Genomic DNA, 15,698 nt, shown 5'->3' on the forward strand with positions numbered 1-15,698 from the left:
TAAAGTACGCATTCTTTTTAAATAAAAATAAATAACTACTCATTATCATCTACATTAAATACTATAAGTCATTTTACCAGTTGTTTTGCAATAAAGCTGGAATATTTTACCTGCCCCTCAACATTTGGATGAACACGATCATCATAAAACCACTCTTCATGTTCGTTGCTATAATTGTACCAATCAATCACAACTAAGTTATCATATTTCTTTTTCATATTTTCCAACATAGTGTTCACTTCATTTTGCCACCTACGTGTTGGAACTCGAACGTTGACCCAATACACTTTTCGTTTTGAACCAATAGCTGTCATAAATTCATCAAATTGTGCTTCAGTAAATGAACCGTTGGTACCCAATCCAACTAATACATTATCTTTTAAAACTTTATCTTTTTCTAACTGTTGAATTGCTGGCGCGCTTGTATATAACTGTCTGCCAACTTCACCATCAACTAGCATTTTAGGAAATATTTCTTGTAATCCTGCCGCAGCATCCAAAATAACTGAATCTCCAAAGGCAGTGATTTCCATTGATTGAGCTTTCTTTACTTCTTCTGAGGTTAAATCATAATTAGCTTCTGGTACAGGATTTGACTGCTCAGTAGATTCCGAAACTTCTCCTTCATTTCTGGCTTTTTCTTCTGCTTTTCGTTGTTCTGCCAACTTTTTATTTTCTTCAATACTTTTTTGCAATTGCTGCTGATCGGCAGTTACTTCATTTGAAGGGGCTGTCGCTAATGCAAACAGCGCAAAACAAGTTAAAAACGTACCAATCACAGCTGTTACTTTAGGGATAGTCAGCCAAGGTTTTTTGAAAAAATCTTTAATGGCAAACCATGTATATTGGTAATAAAATTTGCCCATCGGTTTTTCAATGAAACGATAAGACAATTCACTAATTCCTAAAATTAAAGCAATCTCAACCAACGAGTGTAAAAGTATGTGATCACTTAAATTTTTGATCTTAGCTTCGTAAAAAATCATTATCGGAAATTGATATAAATAAATGCCGTAACTACGTTTACCAATCCAAGTAAATACCGGGTTCGTCAGCCAGCGATTCAAGTCGGCACCTGGGTGAGCTGTAACCGCTACTAAAAGCGTTGCAAAAATACTAACAATAAACATTCCACCGTAATAAACAAAAGCTAAATGATCTGCCAAGAATAAAAATCCGAACAGTAAAACGACTAGCGACACAATGCCCACACCATTTAATAAACTTTTTGCCTTCAACGGTATTTCTTCTTTCAAACGGAAACTAGGCCAAACAAATGCCAACCCACTTCCTAACAAAATTGAGAATAAACGAGTATCAGTACCATAATAAACTCTCGTGGGATCTGCACCCGGAGTATACAAAACTGCCATTAATATGCCTGATCCAACAGCTGCTGCCATAATAATGCCGAAAATTTTACCGCTATGCTTGACATATCGTTTGAGTAAGATAAATAATAAGGGCCAAATTAAATAGTTCTGTGCTTCCACAGCTAATGACCAAATATGAGTAAATGGAGATTGAGTTGTAAACCGATCAAAGTAAGAAAATCCTTTAAAAATTTGCCACCAATTATTATAATAAAGTACGCTGCTGGCAAAAACACTACGTAAGTTATTTAACATATCTCTTTGAAAAACCACGATATACGCTGATGCTGCAATTAACATTGCTAACAGACCTGGGTATAGTCTCTTCATCCGACGAATATAAAATCCTTTGATATCAATTGTTTCAGTTTTGAGCCATTCTTGCCTGAGTAAATCTGTTATTAAATAACCTGAAACTGCAAAAAAAATGGGGACACCTAAATAGCCCCCGCGCATTATATTAGGGAACAAGTGATACAGAATTACACCGACAACCGCGATTGTTCGAATCCCATCGAATCCGGTAATATAGCGGCGCTCTTCTAACCTTTTCTTATTATTCATTTATATTCCAACTTTACATAGATTCTATTTTTGATAATTCGAGTAATTTTTTAACAAAGAAAGCATGATATTGTTAATTGAGGATAGAAAAATAAGGTGTTTGTGACCAAAAAAGGCGGTCGATTGAAGTGAAAAAAATTTCTATCTAGCTCATGATCTTTGACAGTCGATGTTTGTTTGACTGATTTAATGTAGTAACTTAAATATACGTCCTTTCGTTAAAAATGGCAAGGACTCTCCCTCAGATTTTCAATTTTTTTAACTAAATTTTAGATATTCAAAAAAAATAAAAACAAGACATTAAGTCTGATTCCCATCTGACTCAATGTCTTGTTTATTTATTGTGTAATTTTTTAAAATTTAAGTTATTTTATTCTATTCTTCAAATCGCTTTTTTTAAAATTTTGACAGGATATATTTAAGTTAATTCTAGCGTTGATTTTACCTAAAAATACTGAATTTTTTCCTATCATAGCTATTTAAACTAATAGAGCATATAATGAAGAATTATTTTTTAGATCAATAAAATTAGGATCAAATGCTGAAATTTTTTTGAGTAAGTTAGGTAGTTCTTCTTTCTCTTTTAGTAAAATACCTAAAATAACTGGCCCAGTACCTCGATTGACTTTTTTAGTATACTCAAACCTTGTAATATCATCGTCCGGACCTAAAATATCAGTTACAAACTCGCGTAAAGCTCCTGGTCTTTGCGGAAAATTGATAACAAAGTAATGCTTCAATCCTTCAAAAATTAATGAACGTTCTTCAATTTCTTCCATCCGATTGATATCATTATTACCACCGCTTATAATACAGACAACATTTTTTCCTTTGATATCCTCTTTCATTAATTCTAATCCTGAAACACTTAAAGCACCAGCTGGCTCTACCACAATAGCTTGTTTTGTGTATAATTCTAATATCGTTGTACAAACTTGCCCTTCATCAACTGCTAACAGCTCATCCACATATTCTAAAGTATGGTTATAAGTTAATTCTCCAACTTGCTTCACTGCAGCACCATCAACAAATTTTTCAACACTTTCCAACATAACAGGTTTTCCTTCATTAAATGCTGCTCGCATTGACTGAGCCCCTAGCGGTTCTACACCAATAACAGCTGTCGTTGGACTGACCTCTTTTGTATAGGTAGAAACGCCACTGATTAATCCGCCTCCGCCGATTGCGGCGAAAAGATAATCAACCTGAAATTCAGATTTTTTGGCTTCGTTAAATATTTCTGCGGCTACCGTACCTTGTCCAGCCATAATATTAATATCGTCAAACGGATCAATAAATGCTTGATTATTAGTTTTTGCGTAGTCTTTAGCAGCTTTTGCCGAAGCATCAAAAGTATCTCCAATCAATTTTACTGCAACTTCTTCTCCACCAAAAAATTTCACTTGAGAGACTTTTTGCTGTGGCGTCGTTGTCGGCATAAAAATCGTTGCTGGAACTTTCATTTCATGACAAGTAAATGCTACACCTTGTGCATGATTACCAGCACTGGCACAAACTACACCATTTTTTAATTGGTCATGAGGAGTTTGTTTAATTGCGTAATACGCCCCTCTCAATTTGAATGAACGAACCTTTTGTAGATCTTCTCTTTTTAAATAAACGTTACATTGATACTTTTGTGATAGATACAAATCATATTGCAATGGCGTCTCAGTCACGACATCTTTTAATACCTCGTATGCTTCATCAACCTTTGTTTTTGTCAGCTTCAACAAATTCTCCCCACCTTTTTTATTATGTATAGAAACTGAGAAAGACCAGCTCACATCTCATGAGAGTTGCATCAATCTTTCTCAGCTTAAAATTTACTAGTTGCCTATCTAGTCTTCTTTTGAGACAAATGGCATCATTTTACGTAATTCTGCACCAACTTTTTCAATTGGGTGTCCAGCGTTATCTTTACGCATTTGATTGAACTCTTTAAAGCCATTTTTGTTATCATCAATGAAGCCTTTCGCAAATTTACCATTTTGGATATCGGTTAAGACATCTTTCATGTTGGCTTTTGCTTCGGCTGTAACGACACGTGGACCTGACACGTAGTCACCATATTCCGCAGTATTTGAGATAGAATTACGCATTTTTTCAAATCCTCCTTCATAAATCAAGTCAACGATTAATTTTAATTCATGACATACCTCAAAATATGCTAATTCTGGTTGGTAGCCAGCTTCCGTTAATGTTTCAAATCCTGCTTCAATCAGGCTAGTTAAGCCACCGCAAAGAACTGCTTGTTCTCCAAATAAATCTGTTTCAGTTTCTTCTTTAAAGGTTGTTTCTAATACACCTACACGGGTTGCACCAATACCTTTTGCATAAGATAACGCAACTTCACGCGCATTGCCTGTAGCATCTTGATAAACTGCAAATAACGCTGGTACAGCAAATCCTTCTGTAAATGTCCGACGAACTAAATGCCCTGGTCCTTTAGGAGCAACTAAGAAAACATCCACATCTTTTGGTGGTGTAATTACATCAAAATGAATATTGAAACCATGGCCAAATGCTAATGCATTGCCGGCTTCTAAGTTTGGTGCAATTTCGTTATCATACAAAGTCCCTTGAATTTCATCAGGAGCTAAAATCATAACAACATCTGCTTTTTTAGATGCTTCTTCAACTGTTAAGACATCAAAACCGTCATTGCGAGCTGCTTCAGCTGATTTTCCTTCACGAATGCCAATAATAACTTGATTGCCATTATCTCTTAAATTTTGCGCATGCGCATGACCTTGTGAGCCATACCCGATGATTGCGATTGTTTTTCCTTGTAATTGATTGTTTTCCACTGAATTTTCATAATATACTTTTGCCATTGTAAAACCTCCAAATTTTTTATTCTTATAAGCGTTTTGCTTTAAGACCCGTTTTTAATTGTTGCCTCTTGTGAATCCAGTGACACCTGTCCTAGCTAATTGTTTAATGCCGTATGGTGCAACTACATCAACAAAAGCGCTGATTTTTTCACTTGTCCCTGTAACTTGAATCACGACCGATTTAGTACCGACATCAATGACATTCGCCCTAAATGGGTCAATTACTGAAAATAATTCGGCTCGAACAGCTGCCGGTGCATTGACTTTAACTAAAGCTAATTCACGTTCTAAATGCGCTTCATCTGTAATATCAGAAACTTTAATCACATCAATTTGTTTATTTAATTGCTTGGTAACTTGCTCACTTTCTTTTAAATCAGCGACATGGACAACAATGGTTATTCGTGAGATATTTTCTTGCTCGGTTGGTCCAACAGAGATACTTTCAATATTGACTTGTCTACGTGTGAGAACGCCGCTAAAGCGATTTAAGACACCAGAGTTATTGTTGACGGTTGCTGTAATAATTCGTTTCATGTTAGTCCACTCCCAACATCTGATAATTGGCTTTGCCAGCCGGCACCATTGGTAAAACGTGTTCCGTAGGTGACACCATAACTTCAAGCAACAATGGTCCTGTTTCTTTAAAGGCTTCTGTTAATTCTGCCTCCACTGTTTCTGGATTCGTTATACGGATACCTTTGATATGATAGGCTTCAGCCATTTTTACAAAGTCTGGTTGAGTAGTAAAAACTGATTCAGAACGGCGACCATCGAAGAAACTTTCCTGCCACTGACGCACCATTCCTAATGATTGATTATTTAAAATAACAATTTTAATCGGGATATTATATTCATTTAAAATAGCTAATTCCTGATTGGTCATTTGAAAACCACCATCACCAACAAATAAAACGACTTCCTTATCTGGACAACCTAATTTTGCACCAATTGCTGCTGGTACACCATAGCCCATTGTCCCCAGACCACCACTTGTAACAAGCTGCTTTTCATTTTTGAATGGATAAAACTGAGCTGCCCACATTTGATGTTGACCAACGTCTGTTGCAACGATCGCCTCTCCATCTGTTAATTCTCCAATATATTCAATAACTTTTTGCGGTTTGATTTCTGCGGTTTGTTCTTTATCGTATTTAAATGGGTGCAGTTTTTTTCTGGATAAATTTAACTTTTTCCAATCCGTCGTATCTTGACATTCAACATCTGTCTTCAACATTTCTTTTAGTGTTTCTTTCACATCAGCTACAATTGGAATCTGAGTGTCTATAATTTTACCGATTTCAGCCGGATCAATATCAACATGAGCGATCACTGCATTTGGAGCAAACTCTTGCGGTGCACTAGCTAAACGATCATCGAAACGAGAACCGAAGTTTATCAATAAATCGCAATCTGTCAACGCCATATTCGCAGCAAATGAACCATGCATCCCACCCATTCCTAAAAATAATTCATTTTCAGTTGATAATGCTCCTAAGCCTAATAAAGTACTTAAGGCAGGAATTTGGTATTTATCAATAAATTTAGCTAATTCTTTACTAGCATTAGCATGTACAACCCCAGCACCAACTAAGACTAGCGGTTTTTTAGCAGTTGCTAATGCTTCCATTAATTTTTTGACTTGTAGTTTGTTCGGTTTAACTGTTGGTTGATAGCTTGGCAAATTTAGTTTTACATCAATTGCTGCATCAGCTTCCATAATCGTCATATCTTTAGGTAAATCAATGACCACTGGTCCCTTTCTGCCGGTTGTCGCGATATGAAAAGCCTCTTCAATGATTCTCGGCAATTCTTTCGTATCGCGAACTTGATAGTTATTTTTAGTAATCGGCATTGTCAACCCAACAACATCAGCTTCCTGAAATGCATCTTTTCCGATACCGTCTGTAATTACCTGTCCCGTAAACACCACCATCGGAATTGAATCACTCATCGCATCTGCAATTCCTGTAATTGCATTTGTTGCCCCCGGACCACTTGTAACAATAACAACTCCCGGTTTTCCTGTAGCCTTTGCATATCCTTCTGCTGCATGTACCGCTCCTTGTTCATGTCTGGTTAAAATATGAGGAATATCCCCATCGTACAATGCATCATATAGAGGAAGAACTGCTCCACCAGGATATCCGAAGATCATTTCAACTTTTTGTTTCAACAACGCATCAATCAAAATTTTAGAACCACTTTTCATTTTACTTTGTTGCTCCCCCATTAGCTTCCCCTCCTTTAGTCTAATAGATCTTCTGGTATTTGCATGATTCCACCTGTGTGAGCTGAAGTTACCAATGCCGTATATCTTGCTAGGTATCCTGTTTTTACTTTCGCTTTGAATTTCGGCAAATGATCATTTCTTCTAGCCAATTCTTCATCTGAAACATGCAATTCTAAGATACGGTTAGTTAAATCAATTTCAATTTCGTCCCCATCTTCAACCAGAGCAATCGGTCCGCCAGCGGCAGCTTCTGGTGAAATATGACCTACAGCAATTCCTCGAGTCGCCCCAGAAAAACGACCATCTGTAATCAGCGCCACATCTTTACCTAAACCACGTCCAACAATGCTTGAAGTCGGTGCCAGCATTTCCGGCATTCCCGGACCGCCTTTAGGCCCTTCATAACGGATTACCACCACATGACCCTTTTTAACTGTGTGATTATCAATCGCTTCAACAGCTTCATCATGGGAACTAAAACAAATAGCTTTTCCTACAAACTTTTTAATCGAAGGATCAACACCACCAACTTTGATAACACTGCCTTTAGGAGCAATATTTCCATATAAAATAGATAGTCCGCCAACAGGGCTATAGGGATTCTCTTTAGGATGAATAACTTCTTCATTTTTAATTACGGCATCTTGGACATTTTCCCGAATGGTTTTTCCTGTCACCGTAATTCGATCAGGGTGAATAGCATTGCCTAAATCTACTAATTCCTTCATAATGGCTGGTACTCCGCCTGCTTCATGAACATCATGCATTGAATATGCAGAAGATGGAGCAATTTTGGATAAGTAGGGAACTCTTTCAGCAATTGCGTTTACTTCTTCTAAGTTGTAGTCAATCTCAGCTTCGTTAGCAATTGCTAGTGTATGCAAAACGGTATTTGTTGAGCCGCCCATTGCCATATCTAATGCAAATGCATCATCAATCGCTTCTTTAGTTATAATATCCCGAGGTTTCACTTGATTTTTGACTAAATCCATCAAATGAAATGCTGATTTCCTAACTAACTCTCTACGTTCATCCGAAACAGCTAAAATAGTACCATTGCCTGGTAATGCCATTCCTAAAATCTCCATCAAACAATTCATTGAATTAGCTGTAAACATTCCGGCACAAGAACCACAGGTCGGACAGGCATTTTGCTCCAAAAAATTAAACTCTGCTTCTGTCATTTTACCTTCTTTAAATGTTCCAACAGCCTCAAACATTGATGATAAAGTTGCAGTATGACCTCTTGGATCAACACCGGCCTTCATTGGGCCACCAGAGCAAAAAATTGCTGGAACATTGGTACGAACACTTGCTAATAACATCCCAGGAGTGATCTTATCGCAGTTTGGAATATAAAATACACCATCAAACCAATGGGCATTAATCACTGTTTCCGCTGCATCAGCAATGATTTCTCTACTTGGTAGTGAATAACGCATTCCGATATGGCCCATCGCAATCCCATCATCAACCCCAATAGTATTAAATTCAAACGGTATTCCGCCAGCTTCGCGAATGGCTTCTTTGGCTACATCAGCTAATTCCCTTAAATGAACATGTCCGGGAACGATATCAATATAAGAATTACAAATAGCGATGAATGGTTTAGCCATATCTTTCGCATTTTTTACTTGTCCCGTTGCATACAGCAAACTTCTGGCGGGAGCAGCCTCTATTCCTTTTTTTATTTGATCACTACGCATTTTCATTCACTCCAATTCATTGTGTTTAGAAGAAGCAGTATAACTCTTCTGTTTTATTTTCTGATTTAGACTCTAACTTCTTTAATAGATTTTTTACAAAAAAAGCACCCCAATCAAATGACTGGGATGCCTTAGTAAGAATCCCATCTACCAAAGACAAACAGGACTCAAACATCTGCGAAATTTCTCAGTGTTCTAAGTCCTATACGATAAAATAATGACTAATACGTGATCGTTATTTGTCTTTCTCATGGCAATGGTCTCCTCATCAAAAATCTTTAAGATTAAAATAGTCTGTGATAAATAAGAACTTTTGTTAACTATAAACCTAATAAATGAGAATGTCAATAAAATTTGATAAAAAAATTCAGAAAATTCTAAAAACGTTAGTCTGAAGTTATTTACTTAATGTTTGTTTGTATTGGAAAATCTAGCGATTAATTGGAATTTGTTGTAAATTTGACATTATTTTTCACTACAAAAAAACTGCTGATTCTCATTTTTCATGAGAAAATCAGCAGTTTGATTAATTACTTTGGAAATAATAGAGTGGTTTATGTGACAAACTTTTCATTTGTTTCTTCTTATCTTCAATAATCGTTAGCAATTCTTCAGAGAAACTTTCTAAAATAACGCGTCCACCTTTGTACGTACTTCCACCCATAGCAATTATTTCATCAGGTGTCAGGATAACTTTTCTATGAGCAATCTTCTTGAAAAATTCCTCTACCAAATATGTAGGTAAGTAAAAATTATTCTGAGCCGAGAAAGATTCTAAATAGATAAAGTCATCAATACTAATGTAACAATCATCCATTGAAATAAAGTTAACTTTATTATCAATATAAATATCCCGCTTTTGCAAGATTTCATTGACTTTTTTATTTAATAAATTCAATGACTCAATTTCTTTTACAAAATGCTCTAACTCACGGTAACGTAAGGCTTTCTGTTCTTCATATCTCATCCGTAATGAAACACCAACAGATACGATAACAGCACCTACTAGCACACCGGTCATTCCCGCAATAAAAACAATCATTTAGATTCCCTCATTCTATTTGTTCTTGTTTTTTAGTATAACACACTCTTTTACGATGACAAAAAAATTAGATGAATTTAATTTGAATTACCAAAAATTTTACTAATAATAAAAAACTATATTCAGCATAATTAATATAGATTACAACTTTATTTGATGTTATACTAGAACAGTAAAAGAGATTAGTAAAAGTGAGGTTTAAAAATGGAGAAAAAAGTTGTGAAGTTAGATTTTGACGAGGTTGTTATTGCCAACGAAGATGGAAGTACTACAAGAGCTTTATATGAATGGTTTAATTTCAAACCAGAAATTGGGGATGTTGTTGATGTATTTCCTGATGGAGATGAATTAATTATCCATAAAGTTGAAACAAAACAAGAAAACTTACAAGATAAAATTAATATCAATATTGTAAATGAAAACAATAATGCCAATACTCAAACTGTTGGTGGTTATGTACAAGCTGGCCGAGTAGTAAATAAATGGATTTATTTTTTATTAGCATTTTTCTTAGGGGGAATCGGCGCGCATAAATTTTATTCTGGTTTTGGCGGCAAAGGAATTATGTATCTCGTTTTCTGTTGGACTGGTATACCTTCTATTATTGCGTTTTGTACTTGTATTGCGACTTTATTAAAAACAGCAGATCAAAATGGAAATATTGTAGTAACTTCATAATTTTGAACATAGTAACAAAGTTGTGATAAAAGTCGTTTAGACTTGAGCAATTAGACTAAGCCCGGACAATGTGTTTCATGCATTGTCCGGGTTTTACGTAATTTTCGAAACTTTCAATTCTTAAAGCTTTTAAAAGAAGCAACGCATATTCTGAGCCTTGTATCGTTCATCATTGAATCACGGTATTCTTCTTGATTTACAACAGTGTGATCGAAATGAAATGGAGTGTCATACCGTTTATTCAGATTTTTACTGATGTAGATATAACTCAATGAATTATGTCCCTACTATAATTATTCTCTTTTTAACCAAATATTTTACCTAGCATTTTCTAGTAAAAAACTCTCTAAGATTTCTGTGCATTTAAGTTGACCTTTATTGACCAATGAAGTATACTTTTTTTAAGCAATCAATTATACTTTGTGATAAAATGATTTGAAGAGCTTTTTATATAGGAGGAATATACTATGAATTTAATACCAACAGTCATTGAACAGTCATCTCGTGGAGAAAGAGCTTATGATATTTATTCACGTTTATTAAAAGATAGAATCATCATGTTAAGTGGTCCAATTGACGATAACGTTGCAAACTCAGTTATCGCACAGTTACTATTTTTGGATGCTCAAGACTCTGAAAAAGATATCTACATTTACATCAACTCTCCTGGAGGAAGTGTTTCTGCTGGACTAGCGATTTTTGATACAATGAATTTCGTGAAAGCTGATGTACAAACAATCGTTTTAGGTATGGCTGCATCTATGGGTAGCTTCCTATTAACAGCTGGTCAAAAAGGCAAACGTTTTGCCTTACCTAATGCTGAAATCATGATCCACCAACCACTCGGCGGTGCTCAAGGTCAAGCAACTGAAATTGAAATTGCTGCAAAACATATTTTGGATACACGCGATCGCTTGAATAAAATTTTAGCAGAACGTACTGGGCAACCTCTTGAAATTATCGAACGTGATACTGATCGCGATAACTTTATGACTGCTCAAGAAGCCAAAGAATATGGTTTGATTGATGAAGTAATGGAAAATAGTAGCTCATTAAGCTAGAATAGCTGAATGCCTAAAATTTATTGAAAAATTTTAGGCATTTTTATTTATCCTTAAATGAAAAAGCGCTACACTATAGATAGAAAAAAGGAAAGGAAGTTATAAACATGGATATTTCCATAATTGATGCAACAAAAGTTACAACAGAAAATGGTTTGGTTATCGGTAAAGATTCTGCACCAATCAAAATGGTAGAATTTATGAATGTTCGCTGCCCATATTGCAAAAAATGGTTTGAAGATTCATTTGATTTATTGAATGACTACGTTAATGAAGGCAAAGTCCAACGAATTATTAAACTTTTTGATAAAGAAAAAGAAAGCTTACAGCGCGGGAATATTATGCATCATTATATTGATTATGATTTACCAGAAAAAGGATTATTGAATCTGAAACAAATGTACGACACTCAAAATCAATGGGGAAATCTTTCTTTAGAAGATGTAGCAGCATTTGCTGAAAATAATTTACAATTAACTAAAAAAGAAAATCCTAAAATCATCGATGCTGTCATTGCGGAAGCTGGCGCTGCTAATATTAAATTTGTACCAACAATTGTTATTGGTGAACATATCTTTGATGAATCTGTAACAAAAGATGAACTAATAAGCTATTTAGAAGGAAAATAAAAAGTGAGTGAAGCAAAACTAAAATCAGTTTTGTTTCACTCACTAGATCCGAATAAATGGCGAAAAAAAAGCAGCTACTCCACTTCGTTCCGATCACAACAATTTCTAAGAGCTAAAGCTCTAAGAATTGAAGGCTTCGGAAATAAGCCGAAATTGCTATGAAACACAGTGAGGTACGAACTGATGTAGAATAGTACCTACTTGGTTCAAAAATTTGAAGATCACCGAGTAGGTACCAATCATCATCCATTCGCAAGCTCATGGCGATTCTTGGCAATTTTCGTGAATCCCTTCTTATTGCTGTAAAACACAACGAGAACCGAGTTGATGTTGCACAGTACCTACCCGGTTCTCGGAGCTAAACGCTTTTGTCTCTGCCTATTGCTCTATTGATGATTGCTCTGAAGATACTTCTTTTTCACTAGCTGTGTCCTCTTTTTCCTTTTGTGCATCTTCACCAAAACTTAAAATTTTGTCCACATCTTCTTTTCCAAGAAAAGTCCCTAAGCCTTCTCCTAGTTGTCTAATTTGTCTCATGATAAAATCTTTATCTTCTACACCCATCTTGTTCACCTAGCTCTCTGCTATTTCTAGCGATTTTTAGAAACTATGCACTTTTTTCTCTTAGTTTATCGGCAAATTCATTAATTTTACGAATTCGATGATTAATCCCTGATTTTGAAATTGCTCCTGACGGAATCATTTCTCCTAATTCTTTCAAACTTACTTCTGGGTATTCCATACGAAGTTCAGCTATTTCTTGTAATTTTTCTGGTAAAGCTGCTAAACCTACCGTGTTATCGATATATTGGATATTTTCGATTTGTTTTGATGCGGCATCAATGGTTTTGTTTAAATTTGCTGTCTCGCAATTCACTAAACGATTCACTGAATTACGCATATCTCTAACAATACGGACATCTTCGAATTTTAACATCGAATTAGTTGCGCCAATTAACGTTAGGAAATCAGCAATTTTTTCAGCACCTTTTAAATAGGAAATATACCCGTTTCGTCTTTCTAAAGTTCGAGCATTTAGATCATAATAGTTTAACATCTGACAAATATCTTCGTTATGCTCTTCATAAATTGAAAAAATTTCTAGGTGATAACGACTCGTTTCAGGATTATTCACAGAACCTGATGCCATAAATGCGCCCCTCAAATAAGACTTCATTTTTTGAGCATTCCCCATAATATCATCAGATACATGAGTGTTAAACATCATCCCATCCAGAATATCCAAATCAGCAAGCACGTTTTTCGTGTCATGCTTTAACCGTACAATATACACATTATTTTTTTTCAATTTCATTTTTTTCCGAACTAAAAGCTCTGAACGAGCATTATAATGATCTTTTAAAAGAGAATAGATTCGTCTGGCAATGGCTGCATTTTCAGTTTGTACGTTTAATACAAATTGCTGATTGACAATGCTTAAAGAACCGTTCATTCGAATCAATGCTGCCAATTCGGCTCTGGCATGTTCGCGATGAACTTCTAATGTAGTCAGCTCTTTCTTTACATCTGAGGCAAACGACATGTCTACTCCTCCTTTCTGCTACTAGTTCTTAATATCTTGCTCCAAACACGATCCGAAACAACTCATCAACAACCTTATCTCCGTCATGGAAAACGCCGCCATCACGCAGCTTTAAGAAGTCTGTTGAGATCACACGACAACCTTCATCTCTTAATTTTTGAAAATCATGTTCCACTTGGACTAGATACTCATCATAAATTTCCGGATCCATATAACCTTCCGGCACTTTTTCAGTATTCACTAAAACGGTATCTACAAATTTATGCTTTAAATGTTCATGTAAAACACAAACATGATCCGCATCAGTAAAATGTTCCGTCTCGCCTTTTTGCGTCATAATATTACAAATATAGACAACTTCGCCTGTTGCATTAATAATTGCATCTCCGATTTCACTGATTACAAGATTTGGTAAAATACTAGTGAACATACTTCCAGGTCCCAAAACAATCATGTCTGCTTCTTCAATTGCTTTAACGACTTTTCTGGCAGCTTTTGGCTGTTCTTCATCATGTGTATTTGTAACAAAAACATGATCGATTGTTTTACGATCAACTGCAATATTGGATTCTCCCACTGCAATTGAGCCATCTTTAAAAACAGCATGCAAAGTCAGCGGCCGTTCTGAAGATGGATAAATGTGACCATCCACATGCATCATTTTTGAAAGAAGTTGAATTGCTTCATAGGTACTTCCACGCATTTCTGAAACAGCAGCAATAATTAAATTACCAATCGCATGATTAGCAAAGTAATTATCTGATTTATCAAAACGATATTGAAAAATATCTTCATAAAGTTGTGGCATATCTGATAAAGCAACCAATACATTCCGCAGATCTCCTGGCGGTGTGGTATTCATAGATTCACGAATTTCTCCGCTGCTGCCACCATCATCAGCCACTGTTACGACAGCTGTTATATCTGCACTTTGATTGCGTAAACTTTTTAAAATTACTGGTAAACCAGTCCCACCGCCAACAACAACGATCTTAGGTTTTCTAATACGATAGGTTTTCATTTTCATGAGCGATTCACCGTCTCTTTACGTTTACCTTTATCTCGATGAGTAATATTTACATGATAATCTTGAGCCAATTCTTTACCTACACGTTCAGTTAAAGCCACCGAACGATGTTGACCGCCAGTACAGCCAATCGCAATCGTTACGCTAGATTTTCCTTCTTTTTCATAACCTGGCATAACATTTTTCAGTAAATTTATAAAATGTGTATAGAAACTTTCTGTTTCTGGAAAACTCATAACATAATCATACACCGATGCATCTTGTCCGGTTAATGGTCGTAATTCGGGAATGTAATGTGGGTTTGGTAAAAAACGTACATCCATTACGATATCAGCGTCAATTGGCAAGCCGTATTTAAATCCGAAAGAAACTAATTCAATTCTAAAACCATGAGTATCTTTTGACTTAAATTCATCATTTATGCGTTCTCGTAATTGTCTCGGTGATAAATCTGTTGTATCAATAACAACTTGAGCATCACCTTTAATTTCTTCTAAAATTGCTCGTTCTTTTCTAATTCCTTCTGTTACCAAGCCATCCATCGCTAACGGATGAGCACGTCTTGTTTCTTTGTAGCGAGAAACCAATTCTTCATCTGTTGCATCTAAAAACATAATTGTCGTATCAATTAGATTAGTATTTTCCAGTTCTACTAACATATCTTGAATTTCTCTAAAGAAATTACGTGAACGTAAATCAATGACTAACGCAATTTTAGTTACTTTGCCAGACTCTTTAATTAATTCCCAAAACTTAGGGATTAAACTTGGCGGCATGTTATCAATACAGAAATACCCCATATCTTCAAAACTTTGAATAGCTACAGTCTTACCTGCTCCGCTCATTCCAGTTATTATTACTAATTGTAAATTATCAGCCATTTTATAGCGCCCCTTTTAAAGCATTTTACTAATTATATCATCCCGGGCGTATCAAGGGAAGTTTTTCAGATAATTCTGATGATATCTCCATTTTTTCTTAAGAATTATCTATAGCACGGATAAA

At 35.5% G+C, this 15,698-nt stretch carries 14 protein-coding genes; 3 read left to right on the forward strand and 11 right to left on the reverse strand.

All coding sequences use genetic code 11. The features are described from left to right. Positions 1–68: 68 nt before the first annotated feature. From C240_RS15225 to C240_RS15255, 7 genes are all read right to left on the reverse strand, one after another. Entirely contained in the window at positions 69–1,937 is a 1,869-nt protein-coding gene (locus tag C240_RS15225; RefSeq protein WP_271497531.1) for an acyltransferase family protein, read from the reverse strand. 479 nt (positions 1,938–2,416) lie between these two features. Further along, positions 2,417–3,670 (reverse strand): threonine ammonia-lyase IlvA, encoded by a 1,254-nt coding sequence (gene ilvA, locus C240_RS15230; RefSeq protein WP_271497533.1) that lies wholly within the window; start codon positions 3,668–3,670, stop codon positions 2,417–2,419. 108 nt (positions 3,671–3,778) lie between these two features. Further along, positions 3,779–4,774 (reverse strand): ketol-acid reductoisomerase, encoded by a 996-nt coding sequence (ilvC, locus tag C240_RS15235; RefSeq protein WP_271497535.1) that lies wholly within the window; start codon positions 4,772–4,774, stop codon positions 3,779–3,781. Between the two features lie 54 nt (positions 4,775–4,828). After that, on the reverse strand, positions 4,829–5,311 hold the full coding sequence (gene ilvN, locus C240_RS15240; protein WP_271497537.1) for an acetolactate synthase small subunit: 483 nt from the start codon (positions 5,309–5,311) through the stop codon (positions 4,829–4,831). Position 5,312: 1 nt separating this feature from the next. Beyond that, positions 5,313–7,007 (reverse strand): biosynthetic-type acetolactate synthase large subunit, encoded by a 1,695-nt coding sequence (gene ilvB, locus C240_RS15245; protein ID WP_271497539.1) that lies wholly within the window; start codon positions 7,005–7,007, stop codon positions 5,313–5,315. A 14-nt stretch (positions 7,008–7,021) separates the two neighbouring features. Beyond that, positions 7,022–8,713, reverse strand: a complete 1,692-nt coding sequence (gene ilvD, locus C240_RS15250; protein WP_271497541.1) for a dihydroxy-acid dehydratase — start codon at positions 8,711–8,713, stop codon at positions 7,022–7,024. A 526-nt stretch (positions 8,714–9,239) separates the two neighbouring features. Continuing rightward, positions 9,240–9,755 (reverse strand): hypothetical protein, encoded by a 516-nt coding sequence (locus C240_RS15255; protein WP_271497543.1) that lies wholly within the window; start codon positions 9,753–9,755, stop codon positions 9,240–9,242. 204 nt (positions 9,756–9,959) lie between these two features. On the opposite strand from C240_RS15255, the gene C240_RS15260 reads away from it, so the two are divergent. The 3 genes from C240_RS15260 (at position 9,960) to C240_RS15270 (ending at position 12,123) form a co-directional block, all read left to right on the forward strand. Continuing rightward, positions 9,960–10,433 (forward strand): TM2 domain-containing protein, encoded by a 474-nt coding sequence (locus C240_RS15260; RefSeq protein ID WP_271497545.1) that lies wholly within the window; start codon positions 9,960–9,962, stop codon positions 10,431–10,433. A gap of 467 nt (positions 10,434–10,900) precedes the next feature. Further along, a complete protein-coding gene (gene clpP / locus C240_RS15265; protein ID WP_271497547.1) occupies positions 10,901–11,494 on the forward strand; it encodes an ATP-dependent Clp endopeptidase proteolytic subunit ClpP in 594 nt (197 codons plus the stop codon). Between the two features lie 107 nt (positions 11,495–11,601). After that, positions 11,602–12,123 (forward strand): DsbA family protein, encoded by a 522-nt coding sequence (locus C240_RS15270; RefSeq protein ID WP_271497549.1) that lies wholly within the window; start codon positions 11,602–11,604, stop codon positions 12,121–12,123. A gap of 378 nt (positions 12,124–12,501) precedes the next feature. Here C240_RS15270 and C240_RS15275 read toward each other — a convergent pair whose 3' ends face one another. Genes C240_RS15275 through rapZ form a run of 4 tightly spaced genes read right to left on the reverse strand, consistent with a single transcriptional unit; the run spans position 12,502 to position 15,574 of the window. Further along, positions 12,502–12,687: a hypothetical protein gene (locus tag C240_RS15275; RefSeq protein ID WP_271497667.1), complete on the reverse strand. Its 186-nt coding sequence runs from the start codon at positions 12,685–12,687 to the stop codon at positions 12,502–12,504. A gap of 43 nt (positions 12,688–12,730) precedes the next feature. Further along, positions 12,731–13,666: a DNA-binding protein WhiA gene (gene whiA, locus C240_RS15280; protein ID WP_271497551.1), complete on the reverse strand. Its 936-nt coding sequence runs from the start codon at positions 13,664–13,666 to the stop codon at positions 12,731–12,733. A gap of 28 nt (positions 13,667–13,694) precedes the next feature. Beyond that, positions 13,695–14,693 carry a gluconeogenesis factor YvcK family protein gene (locus C240_RS15285; RefSeq protein ID WP_271497553.1) on the reverse strand — a complete coding sequence of 333 codons (999 nt, stop codon included), beginning with the start codon at positions 14,691–14,693 and terminating at the stop codon, positions 13,695–13,697. Then, on the reverse strand, positions 14,690–15,574 hold the full coding sequence (gene rapZ, locus C240_RS15290) for an RNase adapter RapZ (RefSeq protein ID WP_271497555.1): 885 nt from the start codon (positions 15,572–15,574) through the stop codon (positions 14,690–14,692). The genes C240_RS15285 and rapZ overlap by 4 nt, the downstream gene beginning before the upstream one ends. Positions 15,575–15,698 lie beyond the last annotated feature (124 nt).

The organism is Enterococcus sp. 5H (genome assembly GCF_028128615.1).
Lineage (GTDB): Bacteria > Bacillota > Bacilli > Lactobacillales > Enterococcaceae > Enterococcus_L.

Excerpts from the sequence above, each read along its gene's own strand:
- C240_RS15225 (WP_271497531.1), bottom strand. The coding sequence starts at position 1,937 with ATGAATAATAAGAAAAGGTTAGAAGAGCGCCGCTATATTACCGGATTC.
- ilvC (WP_271497535.1), bottom strand. The coding sequence starts at position 4,774 with ATGGCAAAAGTATATTATGAAAATTCAGTGGAAAACAATCAATTACAA.
- ilvN (WP_271497537.1), bottom strand. The coding sequence starts at position 5,311 with ATGAAACGAATTATTACAGCAACCGTCAACAATAACTCTGGTGTCTTA.
- ilvB (WP_271497539.1), bottom strand. The coding sequence starts at position 7,007 with ATGGGGGAGCAACAAAGTAAAATGAAAAGTGGTTCTAAAATTTTGATT.
- ilvD (WP_271497541.1), bottom strand. The coding sequence starts at position 8,713 with ATGCGTAGTGATCAAATAAAAAAAGGAATAGAGGCTGCTCCCGCCAGA.
- C240_RS15255 (WP_271497543.1), bottom strand. The coding sequence starts at position 9,755 with ATGATTGTTTTTATTGCGGGAATGACCGGTGTGCTAGTAGGTGCTGTT.
- C240_RS15260 (WP_271497545.1), top strand. The coding sequence starts at position 9,960 with ATGGAGAAAAAAGTTGTGAAGTTAGATTTTGACGAGGTTGTTATTGCC.
- clpP (WP_271497547.1), top strand. The coding sequence starts at position 10,901 with ATGAATTTAATACCAACAGTCATTGAACAGTCATCTCGTGGAGAAAGA.
- C240_RS15270 (WP_271497549.1), top strand. The coding sequence starts at position 11,602 with ATGGATATTTCCATAATTGATGCAACAAAAGTTACAACAGAAAATGGT.
- C240_RS15275 (WP_271497667.1), bottom strand. The coding sequence starts at position 12,687 with ATGGGTGTAGAAGATAAAGATTTTATCATGAGACAAATTAGACAACTA.
- whiA (WP_271497551.1), bottom strand. The coding sequence starts at position 13,666 with ATGTCGTTTGCCTCAGATGTAAAGAAAGAGCTGACTACATTAGAAGTT.
- C240_RS15285 (WP_271497553.1), bottom strand. The coding sequence starts at position 14,693 with ATGAAAATGAAAACCTATCGTATTAGAAAACCTAAGATCGTTGTTGTT.
- rapZ (WP_271497555.1), bottom strand. The coding sequence starts at position 15,574 with ATGGCTGATAATTTACAATTAGTAATAATAACTGGAATGAGCGGAGCA.